General features: G+C 51.0%; 13 protein-coding genes. 5 read left to right on the top strand and 8 right to left on the bottom strand.

Annotation, left to right across the window (positions count from 1 at the left end; translation table 11 throughout):
- Positions 1–237: 237 nt before the first annotated feature.
- Entirely contained in the window at positions 238–1017 is a 780-nt protein-coding gene (locus Hfont_RS08335; RefSeq protein ID WP_112991935.1) for a ferredoxin--NADP reductase, read from the bottom strand.
- A 451-nt stretch (positions 1018–1468) separates the two neighbouring features.
- Between Hfont_RS08335 and Hfont_RS08330 the strand changes: the two genes are divergently transcribed.
- On the top strand, positions 1469–4567 hold the full coding sequence (locus Hfont_RS08330; RefSeq protein WP_112991934.1) for an autotransporter outer membrane beta-barrel domain-containing protein: 3099 nt from the start codon (positions 1469–1471) through the stop codon (positions 4565–4567).
- Here Hfont_RS08330 and Hfont_RS08325 read toward each other — a convergent pair.
- The 5 genes from Hfont_RS08325 to Hfont_RS08305 form a co-directional block, all read right to left on the bottom strand.
- Positions 4512–5420: an alpha/beta hydrolase gene (locus Hfont_RS08325; RefSeq protein WP_112991933.1), complete on the bottom strand. Its 909-nt coding sequence runs from the start codon at positions 5418–5420 to the stop codon at positions 4512–4514. The two genes, Hfont_RS08330 and Hfont_RS08325, sit on opposite strands and share 56 nt — an antisense overlap.
- Before the next feature lie 105 nt (positions 5421–5525).
- Positions 5526–6119, bottom strand: coding sequence for a formyltransferase family protein (locus Hfont_RS08320; protein WP_112991932.1), 594 nt, complete (start codon positions 6117–6119; stop codon positions 5526–5528).
- Between the two features lie 308 nt (positions 6120–6427).
- Positions 6428–8887 carry an EAL domain-containing protein gene (locus Hfont_RS08315; RefSeq protein ID WP_112991931.1) on the bottom strand — a complete coding sequence of 820 codons (2460 nt, stop codon included), beginning with the start codon at positions 8885–8887 and terminating at the stop codon, positions 6428–6430.
- Positions 8888–8913: 26 nt separating this feature from the next.
- Positions 8914–9363 carry a response regulator gene (locus Hfont_RS08310; protein ID WP_112991930.1) on the bottom strand — a complete coding sequence of 150 codons (450 nt, stop codon included), beginning with the start codon at positions 9361–9363 and terminating at the stop codon, positions 8914–8916.
- Positions 9360–10757, bottom strand: coding sequence for a sensor histidine kinase (locus tag Hfont_RS08305; RefSeq protein WP_241523052.1), 1398 nt, complete (start codon positions 10755–10757; stop codon positions 9360–9362). Before Hfont_RS08305 ends, Hfont_RS08310 begins: the two co-directional genes overlap by 4 nt.
- A gap of 614 nt (positions 10758–11371) precedes the next feature.
- Here Hfont_RS08305 and Hfont_RS08300 point away from each other — a divergent pair.
- The 4 genes from Hfont_RS08300 to Hfont_RS08285 all read left to right on the top strand — a co-directional run bounded on the left by Hfont_RS08300 (position 11372) and on the right by Hfont_RS08285 (position 13256).
- On the top strand, positions 11372–11725 hold the full coding sequence (locus tag Hfont_RS08300) for a hypothetical protein (RefSeq protein WP_112992415.1): 354 nt from the start codon (positions 11372–11374) through the stop codon (positions 11723–11725).
- A gap of 74 nt (positions 11726–11799) precedes the next feature.
- Positions 11800–12207 (top strand): hypothetical protein, encoded by a 408-nt coding sequence (locus Hfont_RS08295; RefSeq protein ID WP_241523051.1) that lies wholly within the window; start codon positions 11800–11802, stop codon positions 12205–12207.
- A 48-nt stretch (positions 12208–12255) separates the two neighbouring features.
- Entirely contained in the window at positions 12256–12882 is a 627-nt protein-coding gene (locus Hfont_RS08290; RefSeq protein WP_112991928.1) for a hypothetical protein, read from the top strand.
- Positions 12883–13037: 155 nt separating this feature from the next.
- Positions 13038–13256, top strand: a complete 219-nt coding sequence (locus Hfont_RS08285) for a hypothetical protein (protein WP_112991927.1) — start codon at positions 13038–13040, stop codon at positions 13254–13256.
- 101 nt (positions 13257–13357) lie between these two features.
- On the opposite strand, the gene Hfont_RS15080 is transcribed toward Hfont_RS08285, so the two are convergent.
- On the bottom strand, positions 13358–13525 hold the full coding sequence (locus Hfont_RS15080; RefSeq protein ID WP_162845893.1) for a hypothetical protein: 168 nt from the start codon (positions 13523–13525) through the stop codon (positions 13358–13360).
- A gap of 319 nt (positions 13526–13844) precedes the next feature.
- Entirely contained in the window at positions 13845–15098 is a 1254-nt protein-coding gene (locus Hfont_RS08280) for a YXWGXW repeat-containing protein (RefSeq protein WP_112991926.1), read from the bottom strand.
- Positions 15099–15299 lie beyond the last annotated feature (201 nt).

Below are 15299 nucleotides of genomic sequence, written 5' to 3'. Positions count from 1 at the left end.
ACGAGTCCGCCTGTGTTTATCAAGCGAATCCCTGATTCTGCAAGGTAAAGAATTGTGAAGAAGATGTGTGTGAGTGTGTCAGTGCAGACTGCGCTTGAAGCAAACGTGAGCAGTCGCTTGCAGCAGATACAAAAATGGCGCCGATGTTTATGCAAACATCCAGCGCCACTTTTCAATTCGCCGCAATCAACTCATTGCAATACTCGGCGACATCAATATCTGTTTTGAAAAATATGATTAACCGCGATCCACAAATGCACGTTCGATCACATAATCGCCAGGCTGACCGATACCGGCCGATACTTCAAAGCCCAAATGATCGAGTCGTGCCGCAGTGTCCTTCAACATGTCGGGACTGCCGCAAATCATCGCGCGATCGGTCAATGGATCCAGCGGTGGAATGCCGAGGTCGTCGCACATCTTGCCGGTTTCAATTGCGGTCGTGATGCGACCTTCATTAATGAAAGTTTCGCGTGTCACGGTTGGGTAGTACAGCAATTTGGCAGCGATTTCTTCGCCCAGGCCTTCGATCTCCAGCAATTCATTGGCTATGTAATCCTTGTAAGCCAGTTCACTCACCAGACGCACACCGTGCACCAAAATGATTTGATCAAAGCGTTCGTAAGCTTCAGGGTCGCGAATGATGCTCATGAACGGTGCCAGGCCGGTACCGCTACCGAACAGGAACAGACGTTTAGCCGGCAACAGATCGGACATCACCAGCGTGCCGGTTGGTTTGCGGCCGACCAGCAACTCGTCGCCCACTTTCAGATTTTGCAAATACTTGGTCAACGCACCTTCCTGCACTTTGATCGACAGGAATTCCAGATGCTCTTCCCAGGATGGGCTGGCGATACTGTATGCGCGCAGCACGTTCTTGCCATCGATCGGCAAGCCGATCATGACGAAATGGCCGCTTTCAAAACGAAAACTTGGTTCACGAGTCGTGGTGAAGGAAAACAGCGTGTTATTCCAGTGATGGACAGTCAAAATCTTAACGGTGTCAAAAGCGGCCATAAAATCAATACATCCTAAATATCAAATCGTCGTAAATCAAAAATACGAAAAAAGCGCGAAATGCCACGCATAAGCGGAAAGCAAGCTGTGGACGCAAGCCACTTGCGCTCCAAGTTTCCGGAGAAAAAGAGCGCGTATTTTACCAGTCGGGACTGAACTGTCGCAGGTATTGGCCAGACTGGCCGAAAGACGCTGCAGTGATGGGCTTTCGTAGTCGCAAACAGCGCATTACTTGAGAATTATTCTCATTATAACGCGAGCGTTATAGCACGGCAACACTTGCCCGTCAGGATACCCGAGTGTCGCAATTTGATTGCGATGGAATTCTCATTTGCTTATAACCAAATTGAGTGAAAGTTATTTTTTGATAATTTATTGTGTTGTAACAAAACGGTAATGAGCTTGTCATAACTGCTACGCATACTCCGGCAATTTATTCGGAGACAATAAAATGCGTTTCAGTCATTCGCTGCGTCCGCTTCCCCTCGTCATCGCTTTGCAGGCAGCCTTTTGCTCACCATTGTGGGCAGCGAGCTTCACGATTCCTACCGATTCCGGCACGGCGACAAAGACCTTGGCCGCTGGCGACACCGGCACAGTCGGTAGCGGCGCAAGCTTGAGTCTCGGCGGCGCGACCATCGCTGTCACCGTGACTGGCACAAGCGGTGCAGCGACGCTGAATAACGCGGGCACGATCGAACAAACCGGCACCGAGCGCACGATTGATGTGACTGGAAACGGGGTCAAACTGATTCTGAATAACGCAGCTGGCGCGATCATATCCGCTGCTGGCAATGATGTGATTCGCACCAATAAAGCGAACATCGCGATACAGATCGATAATCAGGGCACCATCTGGCAAAAGAGTACGGGCAGCGCGGCTGCGGGCCAAGCGATTGATTCTCGCGGCATTGGCGCAACGTCGACTGGCAGCTTTATTACCAACGGCTCGGCCACCAACACGGCAGCGACGATTCGTGCAGATGCGGATGACGCGATTCGCGCCGGCAGCAATACGACGATTACAAATTACGGCACGATCATCAGCAATGGCATCGTCAATACGAAATGCCCTGACTATCTGGGCACCGCGTGCAACAGTGCGATCAGTGCCAGCGATGCGATCGATATCGGTGGCAATCTTGGCGTCGTTGTTGAAAACTACGGCACCATCAGCGGCCCGCGCCACGGCATCACCGCAGATAACGCAGTTACGGTGACGAATCAGCTCGGCGGCCAAATCATAGGCCGCAACGGTTCAGGCGTCGGCAGCGATGGCACCGCGACAGTGACCAACTACGGCACCATCAGCGGCCGCTATGCCGGCGAAGGCAATGCATTCCAGCAACCGGGAACCGGCGGCATCAGCACCACCAGCAATGGCGACGGTGATGGCGTCGATATCGACGGTATCGGCACTGTAAGCAATTACGGACGTATTGAAGGTCTGGGTGGTGGTGGCTTCGATTCCGGTGGCAAACCAAATGGTGGTGACGGCATCGCGATGGGCGGCGGCACCATTACAAACAATGCGGGCGCATCAATCTGGGGCAAGAGTAACGGCATTCTGGTGGATGACGGCGCAAACGGCACAGCAACGGCCGCAGGTCGTGGCACTGCGGCTTCAGGTGTGGGTGTCGGCGGCATCGTCACCATTACCAACAATGGCACCATCACTGGCGATCAAAAGGTAGCGATCGGCCTGGTAGGAAATTTCGACGACACGGTTACCAATGGTGCTACCGGCGTCATCATCGGCGGTGCCAACGCTGTACGCGTCGATCAATTGCTGAGCTCCACAGCCGCAGCCGCGATCCAGATGGGTGGCGGTAACGATACCTTGAGCAACTCCGGCCGTATCGAAGGCAGGAACGGTATGGCAATCGATATGGGCGACGGCAACGATACTCTGCATTTGCTGGGAGGCACGGTGATCGGCTCTATCGATGGTGGCGCTGGCGTTAACACATTGGACACCAACGGCACACAAAGTTTCGCTGATGGCGGCTTGCGTAACTTCCAGACCATCAGCGTCCTCGGTGGCAATCTGCGCGTCAACGGCTCATTTGCTACTACCAACCTGACTGTCAACGGTACCTTGCAGGCACCAGACAGCGGTGCTTTCCGTACCGTCAGCGTTGCAGGAAATTATGTACAGGCAGCGACCGGCGTACTTGAAGCGCGCGTTGGTGCAAACGGCGCGAGCGACAAACTTGCGGTGACAAGCGCTGCAACACTGACAGATGGTGCAACCATACGTCCAATTTTGAACGGCTATGTAACGGACGGCACGACTTACACTCTGCTAAATGCCGGCACACTCAGTGCAACTGCGGCCAACCTCACGGTTGATAGCACCTCGAACTTCCTGACCTACACGCTGGTAAAAGATGGCAACGATCTAAAACTGATCGCGCATCGTGAACAAAGCCTGGCAACGCTTGCTCCACAAAACGGCGTGGCGTTCACTAACGGTATGCAAGCAATGCTGAGCACAGGTTCGCAATCCAGTGTGAACCTGTTGAATGCGCTGGAATCGCTGCCAAATGCAGAAGCAGTCGGCAAAGCCGCTGCACAACTCGCACCGGAAACCAATGCGGCCGCGCAATCAGCAGCAAGCGCTGCACAAGGCAGCGTGTTCTCTGCCTTCGATAATCGTATTGATAGCGCACGTAGTGGCGGCCCACTTGCGATGGGCAAAACCGGCCTCTCTGGTGGCGACTCAGTAGGCAATCGATTCTGGTTGCAAGGGCTGGCAGCCATCGCCAAACAGGATGCACGTAAAGGGGCGAATGGTTACGATCTCGACGCGCAAGGTTTGGCGGTCGGTTATGAGTTCGATCTGAACACACGCGACATGCTGGGCTTCTCCGGCGGATATACGCAAGCTGGCAGCGACGGCAAAGATAGCGGCGCAGGCGATGATACCGACGTCAAATCCACCCATGTCGGTGCCTACTTCAGCCGTACCGATGCCAGCTACACCCTGGATGCAGGTGTCGCGATTTCTGCCAATCGTTATTCCAGCCAACGCACGGTCATCATCCCAGGCTTTACCGAAACACTGAGCGGCAAATACTCAGGCTATCAAGTCGGTGCGCGTGTCGAATACGGCATCCCGTTTGCACTGGATGAAAAATGGAGTGGTCGCTGGTTAATGGGTGCACGTCTTGGCTATCTCGCTAACGACGCGTACTCGGAAAACGGCGGTGCTTCGGCGCAAAACGTTGGCAGCGCAAGTGCCAATTCAGCTCAAAGCGTATTGGGTGTGGAGTTCGTCAACAAACTGAGTGCAGCTTCCAGTGCGACTTTGCGTGCCCGTTACCTGCATGAATTTGCAGATACTCCGGCGATCAACGCCACCTTCGCCAGCGGCGGTCCATCATTCCGTCTCGATGGCACACAACCGGCACGTGACTCCTTGCAGCTTGGATTCGGTTATCGCAATGTCACAGCAGAAGGCACCACGATTGCAATTGGCTACGATATGGAAATCAAGGATAAGTATCTCGGCCATCAATTGACTGCGAAAGCAATCTGGAACTTCTGATGCGACTGATGTCGATCTGCGTACGCATACGGTGATCGATCCCGGGCAGGGTCACAAGCTCTGCCGGGACATCCGCCGGATACGCACGCAAAAAATCCTGCAGCAAGCCAGTTGGCACAACTTTATCCTCGGCACCTGTCACATGCACTTGCGGCAGACGCATCAATCTTTCTCTCACCGACAAGACAGTTAGCGAACCCTTCAATGGCGCTACGCCATGATGTGCTGTCCACGCCGCATGATCGAGTGGAGCGGCAATCGTAATCAGCATCGCAACATCGTCACGTCGCGCCGCAATCAATGCAGCCATGACGCCACCACCAGAATATCCAGCGACAACGATCTGTCGCGCACGCGTAGTACGCTTGGCATCATCAATCGCTGCATTCAAACGCCCTACCCATTTTTCAGAAAAACGTGCATTGGTCCAGTCGTCAACGGAACATGCCTGCAATTCAATCGACGATAGAAACTGGCAAGGTCGCGCCAGATACAGCACATTGTCCCTGGATATGTTTTGCGCCAGCCGCCAGCCGACCGCATCGACAGGCGTTGGATCACGTGACGGCTCCCGCACATTCAACCAGGCACGACCATCACCTTCGATCATGACCCACAGAGTTTGCGGTTCGTTGCGTGACGCAGCTTGTGAAATCCCGGACGCACGCAGCATCCCGATCACTGGCGGAGCAAGGTCAAAACGTAATGCTGAAAATCCAGAGGCAGCTGCTTCCTGTTCAATAGTGCGATAACGATCTGCAGTGGAGCTCGCACATCCAGTGACAAATCCGATAGCCAGCATCACTGCAATCGAACGCGTCGCTGCACGCCAAACTTGTTTGATGTGTTTCACGATGAGATTCCCCGTCGATTGAGGTGACGAGAGCAAGAATGAAGGCGGGAAGAGAAACGATGGATAGGCCGGCAAATGTGCGGCATATCCATCTTTATTGCAGAATTACTTCTTGATCGACGGTTCGGTCGTCGCAATGCTTTCATCCTGCACTTGCTTGACGATCTTGCCGTGTGCGATGTCGTTACAGACATCACATAACAGACGAATACCCAACGGCGCCAAGTCACGCTTCCACAGCGTTTCCGGCGTATCGTCAGGCATTACAAATACATGTTCCTGCGCTGCAATCGGGCCGCCATCCATCTCTTCATTCAACCAGTAGACACTGCCACCAGTGACTTTATCGCCCATGCGGATCGTCCAGATAACCGCGTCCTTGCCACGATGAAGCGGCAACAACGAAGGGTGGTAACCGATTGCACCATGCGTCGTTTTTGCACGCGTCGGCTCACGAATGAAATCGTGCGAATGCGCCGCAACGATCAGATCGACGTTGTCCGGAATGGTGTTCTCATTCAGCAAACCCGACTTCATCCATTTGACGCCAGCGGCTTCTGCCACTGCTTTCAAACGATCGTCACCACCATCGCCGTTCAAGGCTGGTGCGGAGACGCCGACAATGGTGTGTCCGGCATTCGACAACAAGGAAAAAACTTCTGCACCGAAGTGCTTTTGCCCACAGATATAAATATTCACGAATTTAAATGAGTACTTGAGTTAGTCGCTGATTGCTTAGCTATTGATGGTTCGGGCTCTATATGCAAAAAAATCCAGCCCGGCGCGGTGGTCGAAGTTATACAACACATCGACAGACAAATCTACTGCCAAGATGGCTTGCATGGGTAGGGAACGCCCAAATAAAAGCCGGCGCGTGCCGGCATTCTCAAGCAAATACTCCCTTACATCTTGCAAGTCCGTATTTTATTACAGCTTCTGTAATGAACACAAAAAAGCTATTTATCGCAAGGAGATGCCTCACTTCTGGCGAAGGGGCAGGAAGGAGACTAATGAAGGTTTTGTCTGCTAATCAATAGCTTACGCAAGTCCTTGAATGCAAGTGGTCGACTGATGAAATAACCCTGTCCTTCATCACAGCCATTTTCTTTCAGGAAGGCAAAATGCTCCGGTTTTTCTATGCCTTCGGCAATGACCTTGATCTTCAGTCCGTGTGCCAGTGCAATGATGGTTTGCGAAATGATCGCATCGCCCGGATCGCTATCGCAATGGAAGATAAAGGATTGATCAATCTTCAAGCGATCGATAGGAAAACGTTTCAGATAAGCCAGGCTGGAGAAGCCAGTACCAAAATCATCCAGCGACAATTGAATGCCCATCTCGTTCAAGCTGTTCAGAATCACCACGACTTCCTGGATGTTATGCATCACCATACTTTCGGTGACTTCAAGTTCCAGATAGGAAGGGTCGAGTCCGGTAGCATCGATCACATCCTTGACGGTTTGAACAAAATTCCTCTCGCCAATCTGGCGCGCAGACAAATTGACCGCCACGCGTATCGGCGGCAAACCTTCTTTCTGCAATTGCAGATTATGTTTGCAGGCGGTTTCCATAACCCAGATACCAATCGGAATAATCAAGCCATTGCATTCTGCCATCGGAATAAAATCCATAGGCGAGATCAGTCCGCGCTTCGGATGCTGCCAACGAATCAGGGCTTCCATCCCAACCACGGAACCATCACGGAAATCGATTTGTGGCTGATAAACAAGGAACAGTTCATCATTCGCCATTGCGTGCCACAAGTCATTTTCCAGCGACAGTCGCTCGCCAGTCGTTGCATTCATTTCCTTCGTATAGAACTGGAAATTATTGCGGCCATTTGATTTGGCTCGGTACATCGCTGCATCGGCATTCGCCAGCAAAGATTCCGAATCCTCGCCATCTTCCGGGAAGCGCGCAATACCCATACTGCACGTCACCACAAGCTCCTGGCTGCGAATCAACATCGGCTTGGTCAACTCTTGTTGAATGCGCTGCATCACCGTCAAATTGCTGTCGCCTGGATTCTGATTCGTCAGCAGCAGCACGAACTCATCGCCGCCAATACGCGCGACAGTGTCGCCGTCACGTATGCAGGTTTGCAAACGCGCGCCGACATTGGCAATCAATTCATCCCCAGCGCCATGTCCCATGCTGTCATTGACGAGCTTGAAATTATCCAGATCGATAAACACCAGACTGAGGAATTGATCATGACGACGCGCGTGTATCAACGCCTGCTGCGTACGTTCGTTAAGCAGGTTGCGATTGGCAAGGCCAGTCAGCGTATCGTAATTGGCTTGATGCTCCAGATCTTCCTGATAACGCTTGATCTGCGTGACGTCATACAGCACACCGACAAAATGTCCTGCGCCGCTGCCATCTATCGTTTCACTAACAGGTGCGATGTACAGTTCGTTCAGGAACATGCTGCCGTCTTTGTGATAATTACGCAGCAAGACAGATGCGGGACGCTGTTCACGTATCGCCGCGCGTAATTTACCGAGCTCGGGCTGGTCGGTATCCGTACCTTGCAGGAAACGGCAATTACGGCCTATCGCCTCTTCACTTGTATAGCCGGTGATTGTTTCAAACGCACCGTTGACATAGATCATCGGCATACCCGGCGCTGCGGTATCAACGATCACGATGGGATTAACGCAAGCCTCGATCGCGCGCGTACGCAACAACAAGTCTTGTTCGACCTTCATACGCTCTGTTATTTCGATCGCGATGCCGCCGATATGTCGTGAATTACTGTTTTCGCCCACCAGCGGAAATTTCGTCGATAGCCAATATGTCACGCCCGACGGCATCGACATCGCTTCAATTTCCTGCAAAGCACTGCCGGCGTTCGTTACTCGCGTTTCCATCTCACGCAATTTATGCGCAACTTGAACCGGCACCAGTTCAGTATCGAGCTTGCCGATGGAATAGCCCTTCTCAACGTTGAATGCCTTGTCCAGGCCGTGATTCCCGTACAGATAGCGACCATCCTTATCCTTGATGAAGGCTGCACCCGGCAAATTCTCCATGAAAGTGCGGAACATCAAATTGCTTTCCATCAGTTCTGTCTCTATGCGGCGCCGCGCATCTCTTTGTTCCACATGTTCCATCGCACGTGCAACCGCGCTCGGCAGGCGTGACAAATTGGTCTTGATGACGTAATCGCTTGCGCCCAGTTTCAGGGATTCGATAGCAAGCTCTTCGCCTATACGACCGGAGACAAAAATAAATGGTAGGTCGGGTTGCTCCTGACGCACAACCTTGAGCGCGGACAAGCCGTCAAAATGCGGCATGGAAAAATCCGACAAAACAACATCCGGCTTGAAGTCGAGTAGCTCATGCCGCAGCTCTTTCTCGGTTTCAACCCGTCTTGCCTGATGTTGAATGCCGCCCCGCTTCAACTCGCGTAAAGCGAGTTCAGCATCGGTCGGCGTATCTTCCACCATGAGGATTTTAATCATGAGTCTGTCTCGACATCAGATTGCGATTATCGTGCTCCGGGAATTCTATTCAGGATCGCCCAATAGAAACCCGCCTTTGAAACTTCTTCAAAAAACTTGTCCGACTCAACCGGCTTGACGATGTAACTATTCACGCCCTGTTCATAGCAACGCACGATGTCCGGTTCTTCTGCGCTGGACGTCAGCATGATCACTGGAATGAGCTTGGTCGTATCCGTGGTCTTGATCATCTTCAAGACTTCAAGTCCATTCACCTTGGGCATTTTCAGATCGAGCATGATCAAGGTCGGATCAGACGTGATCCGATCCGTAAAATCGCCACCACGAAAAATATAATCCAGCGCTTCCTGTCCATCCTTGACCCAGGTAATATTGTTGACGAGGCCCACCTTCTTGAGCGCACGTAAAGTCATTTCGGCATCGGTGGGCGTATCTTCTGCAAGCAGAATATGCACTGGTTGCATATCGTCGTTCATGCGGTGGCCTCTTTAGGTAAGCTGAAATTAAAAATCGTATATTCGTCCGGTTTGCTCTCGGCCCAGATCCGTCCACCATGGCGCACAATGACACGCTGCGCAATGGCCAACCCGACACCTGTTCCAGGAAATTCATGTTCTGTATGCAATCGCTGAAAGACACCGAACAGCTTGTTATAGAAACGCATATCAAAACCGACACCGTTGTCGCGCACGCTATATACAACTTCGTGTTCGCCTTGCTTCGCCGTAATCTCGATCAGCTGTTCAGACTTTTTGCTGCTGTATTTCACTGCATTCGCCAGCAAATTCATCAACACTTGCCGCAACAAAGCACGATCGCCCCACGCTGCAGGCAAATTTGATTTCTTCAGTGGCAATGAAGTTCTGGAGCTGGCGCAGACTTCTGACCAGACTTCATCGACCAAGGCGTTCATGTCAACCTTCGACGTATCGACCGGCTTGCGTCCCATGCGTGAAAAAGCCAGCAAATCATCAATCAACTGCCCCATCTTCTTGCTGCTGACACGAATGACTGACAGCAAGCGGCGTCCTTCATCATCCAGACGATCAGCGAAGTCTTCTTCAAACATCCGCGAATAACCATCAATCGCACGTAACGGTGAACGCAAATCATGTGAAACGGAATAGCTGAAGCTCTCCAGTTCCTTGTTCGTAAGTTCCAACTGCGCTGCCGTTCTTTCTATTGATCGTTGCGCATCTTTGCGGTGTTTGATTTCCAGCAAAATCAAAAAAAGCGCAGAAAGCAGCAGCACCATCGCCACAAAATTACCAAACAAAATCCACAGTTTGGTTGAGCTAGCCTTGGTTTCCACTAGTCGAGCCCGCTCACCCAATAATTTATCTTCGACGGCGATCATGTAATCAGCATGTCCTCGCAATTGCGACATCGCCTGCTTGCCACTGCCCCCCACAAGATCACTCACTTCCTGGCCACTGATCGCACCACGATCCGCCAACATATCGATACCCAAACGCAAGGTCCGCATGCGTTTGTCGATTAACTCTTCAAGGGTACTAATTGTCTTCTGCTGTTCGGGGTTGTCCCTCGTCAGATATTTCAGCGTGCTAATCTCTATCGGCAATTCGACAACCACATCGTGATGTGCTTGCAGAAACGATTCTTCGGAAGTAATCAGATAACCCCGTTGTGCGGACTCCGCATCCTTCACATCAGACACGATCTGATTGATTTGCTTGATAACAAGATGTGTGTGGTCAACCAGCTTTGAACTATTTTCAAACTGATCGACGCTATTAAAAGTCACGAAAGAAATCAGCACGAGCAGGAACAAGGCTAGCCCCAGGCCGAGCTTCGTCAACCACTCTTTCTTGATCATGTACTCTGATCTGGAATCCTCAGACATTTCCATACTTGTCGGCTTATTTTTCCCTGAGTAACGCTAGGCACGTTATCCAGAACATATTCTTAGGAAATGGAACCACTACAAAACTAAATATTTTTGCTGCCAAAATCGCGGTGTCTACCTTGCCGCACGGCTACGTTTTAAATGATTCTAGTGTAAAAAAATTGTTAGGAGCTACATCTATTTGCAAAAAAATGTGTCATGAAAAATATATGCATTTTTCCTTTGTTGTCATAGGGAGAACCTGACATAGCAGAGATGCCAATTGCACTATTTTTTCTCCCATATTCATGGGAGAAAAGTACCCTTATAAATGGATAAAATAATATTTCGTCAACACTGGAAATTTTCTCTATCAGAGAATTTCGCATAAATATTTTTTTCAAAAATATTATTTTATAGTTAACAAATTGTCGCAATTCTCCACTTCATCGAGCCCATCCTGCGCAATTGCCGCTATTCCATCGCCATTTGCCAACGTGCGTTTCTGCAATTTGATCATTCGCTTATTCACCTGTAACGGCACTTTTAAATCAAAACTGAAACAGCCCCATGAGCTTCACGCACGAGAGCTACAATATCGACCATAAGCAGCTCAACACATTTGAATGGATCACAAGATGGAAAACGCCGTATACAACCAAGCACTCACCGCATTGAAAAATCTCTTCGGCACCCCACGTCCGCTAGTCAATAAAGGTGGCGCACGCTTCCTGCGCAACGGCACCATCACGATTTATCACACAGAACTCGCGCCCGGCAACGAAGCAGAGATCGCCTTCAACGTGCATCCGCTTGCCTCCGCATACCGCATCACACCTGCAGCACTGACCAGCTTGCTGGATGAATGCAAATACCTGACCGGCAAACCAACTGAAACCAACAAGGTTCAGAACTGGCCACGCATCGGTTTTGCGACGGCAGAAGATGTCACCCGCGTGATGGAAAAACTCTCTGCCGTACTCGTAAAGTAAAAGGATGTAACCCTCTTCCCCAAACTCGATCCGCGCGTATAAACTGAAAGCATCAAAGCTTCGCAGGATCGCAAATGACAAGTAACAAGGGGAAAATAATGGACAACCTGAACGTACAGTTTCACGTTTCCGTTTTAACCGTACCGAGCTTTGTCACTGCAGATCAATTCTCTGAATGGCTGCACCGCGAAGCGCTCGCCATTCAGGAATTAAGCGAAGACAATAGCCTCACCATCGTCAGACTATTCCTCGCTGCGCGCATCAAGGAAGCCTTGGGTCGCAAAAAGCTGGATGTGCTGCTGCAAGCCATCACGGATAAATACCCACACATCTTCCGGGTGGAAATGGTCGTCATCGACAACCAGCTCAATATCGACGAGAAGGAACTGATCCAGTCCGATGCAGAGAACGAACTCGCGCAGATACTGGAAACGGTCAAGCAATTGCAGGAATTACAGATAGCAAAAAGCAAGCTGCATTGAGTCAAAAATTTAGTGCATCACTCCAGAATTTTACGCAGTCCATCATCCATGACGACATACAAAATGAAAAAGCTGACCGCAAGCATCATCGCAACCGCATGCGCACTCACAGGCTGCGCTGTGGACGATGGTTACGGCTATCGCAATCAGGGCGGCACCTACATTGAACAACGCAGCTACGGGACTTCCTACGGCGGCACAACCTGGTATCGCGAAGAAGTGCCCTACTACCCCAATTACGATCGCAACCACAACGGCATTCCGGATAACCGCGAAATCGATCGTAATAGAAACGGCATTCCTGACAATCGTGAAATCGATAGGAACCGTAATGGAATTCCTGACAATCGTGAAGCCGATAGAAACCGTAACGGCATCCCCGACAATCGCGAAGTCGACCGCAATCGCAATGGGATACCGGACAGCAGAGAAGTTGACCGTAATCATAATGGCGTTCCCGATCAGCGTGAGCAAGATCGCAACCGCAACGGCATACCTGATAGCAGAGAATACGATCGCAACAAAGATGGAAAACCGGATCGCGCCAACTCCAATCCCAACTGGAATAGCAGCCCAAATCGCCAGCGCCAATCAGATGATAAATTCCGTGACGGATACAAGACGCCGGATAACAAAGGCGGCCGCTTTAACAATAATTATGACAACAGCAATTAGCCTAGCCGCCAGCTTCTTGATGAAGCAGTCATGGGAGGCTCACGATAATCAGGCAATCGCAAACTCATGGTTCCGACTGGTGGTATAAGTAGAAACGCGGTCTGTGCATCGCTCCTCCTTGCATGACTGCAACGTCACAACCACCAGGAGATCTCATGAAAATTACAGAAGTAATCAACGTCAAGAACGCCGCTGGCAAATCCGTTACTCTGCAACATCTCGTGCCAGGCATCACCTATCTCGATTACGGCTTCACCCACCTCCCGCGCAGCTTCAACGGCTATCGCGTTAAAGACACCGATCGCACCGCAGTCAAGCAAAGCGATGGCACTTTCAAACTGAGCGAGTCGAGCGACGTTTATAAAGTTTCCTGACAAATCAGAAAAGAGGACCATATAAAGAATGGTTTTTTAAGCAAACATAAAAAAACCGCGCCTCTTTTAAAGGAGACGCGGTTTTTTATTTGAGACCGATGTTAGTTAGTATCCTCATCCGTCGTACTGACTGACGCTTTGTCTTTTTTCGTTTGTTCGGACTGAATACGATCTTCGCCCGGCACCGTCTCATGAACAATCGTTTCGCGTTCGGCACGATCTTTTAATTCTGCGTTGCGTTGCTTCACTGCATCGACTTGCGTCATCATGACGGTCTCCTTTGAATGATTGTGTGTTGATCTTACGTTGCTGGATCAAAACAAAAAATCAGACAAGCAGATATTCTCTTGTGGGAATTGACCTGCATTTCCATTCCCGGCAGAAAGAGTCGCCGAGTAAAACCTTATGACAATCGAGTCATCTCTATAAGCAACACCATCCAAAACTGCTGAGCAAGCTGCGGAATCGCTTGCAAGCAATTCCCTTCAAATCCTCCCCGCAAACCAAACTCCTGATTTGCTTTCTCCACCACAAAAAAATGCCCGCGCGCACAGGCATTTTTTCTGCTGAAGAGATAAAAACCACCCGTTAATCGCGCCCTCTTTCACGACGTGGCTCGTTTTGCGGTGCTTTGTCCTGCTCGTAGGCCTGAGACCGGCGCTGCTCGCGTTGTCTAGGCTCCACGTGCTGTGATTCCTGTCGCGGTTGCGCCTGACGTGCTTGCTGTTGTTCACGTTGTTGCTGCATCTTTTGTGAGCGCTCCGCTTGCTGTGCACGCTGCTGCTGAACTTGCTGTTCACGTTGCACTTGTTGCATGCGTTGTTGCTGTCCTTGTTGCTCCCGTTGCTGCATCTGCTGTTCGCGCTGTACCTGCTGTTCACGTTGCTGCTGGGATCGTTGAACTTCGCGCTGCGATTGGTCACGTTGTTGTCGCACCTGTTCGTCGCGTTGTTGTTGCGGACGTGACTGATCCTGTGGGCGATCAAACTGCGGACGCGCTTGCTGTCCATTGTCACGCTGCGGATTGATCTGCGACGTGGAAGGTCGTGACAAAGGTTGCGCAGAGTCCAGACGTCCGTCATACGAACGCCTATCATCGTTCTGACGTAATCGATCAGGCAACGGGCCACCCGCCGCACGCGCAGGTACTACTGCTGAACCTTTGAACTGACCAGGCCGGTCGGTTGCAGCAATCGGCGGCCTGCCCTGATTAACCGATGCGCGTTGTTCGCGGTTGCCGATGGCGGCCTGCACATGCTGTCTCTGTACAGAAGTCGGTGCGATATGTTTTTCGCGTGCATAATTTTGCTCGCGCGAACTAGGTCTGGCGTTCACGCCGCCATTGCCGCCGTTATAGCTGATGTTATTAACTGTCGTGTTATTCACGACGGTCTTGTTGTAAACCCGCGTAACATGGCGGTTACCGAAATTGTTGATCGACTTGTTGTAATAGAACGCGCCGCGATTCCAGTAACCACCCTGATAACCGTAACCGTTATATCCATAACCGTAGTTCACGCCGCCGTAAAAACCGACGCGAGGACCCCAGTAACCACGGTGGAATATGTATCCACCATTACTCCATGCCCAGTAACCCGGAGTCCAGAACAAACCGATTGCAGGCGGGCGAACCCATGTGCCCGGCACCCAATAATAGTCGCCGTCTTCGTACGCCCAATAACCCGGCGACCAGATATAGCCTTCATAGGGAAGCGGCGGCTGCACATAAATCGGTAGCGGTGGCGGCGCAAATGAAACGAAAACATCCACCCGCGCCCAGCTTGCAGCAGGTAGCGTCAGACAGATAAGCAGCGCAGCGCGTGCAAAGAAAGAGCTAGCCATATCAAATCCTGGTGTGTGAGGTTTGGGCAGTCCTGATGCGGCTCAAGAAACTGGTATTTGTAAGACGGGGATAAAAGGGTGAAGTTCAGCTGGAACGTTGCGGGTGTGTAACCAGGCGTAACCAAGCTACTTTGCACAAACAAAAATGCCCGCTAGAACGAGCATTTTTTAGGATTTCTTACCAACTCGCGCAAGCTATTT

The sequence above is a fragment of the Herminiimonas fonticola genome (genome assembly GCF_003293745.1).
In the GTDB taxonomy this organism is placed as follows: domain Bacteria; phylum Pseudomonadota; class Gammaproteobacteria; order Burkholderiales; family Burkholderiaceae_D; genus Oxalicibacterium; species Oxalicibacterium fonticola.
The sequence above is the reverse complement of the archived record's forward strand: the minus strand, read 5'-3'. Positions and strand labels throughout refer to the sequence as shown.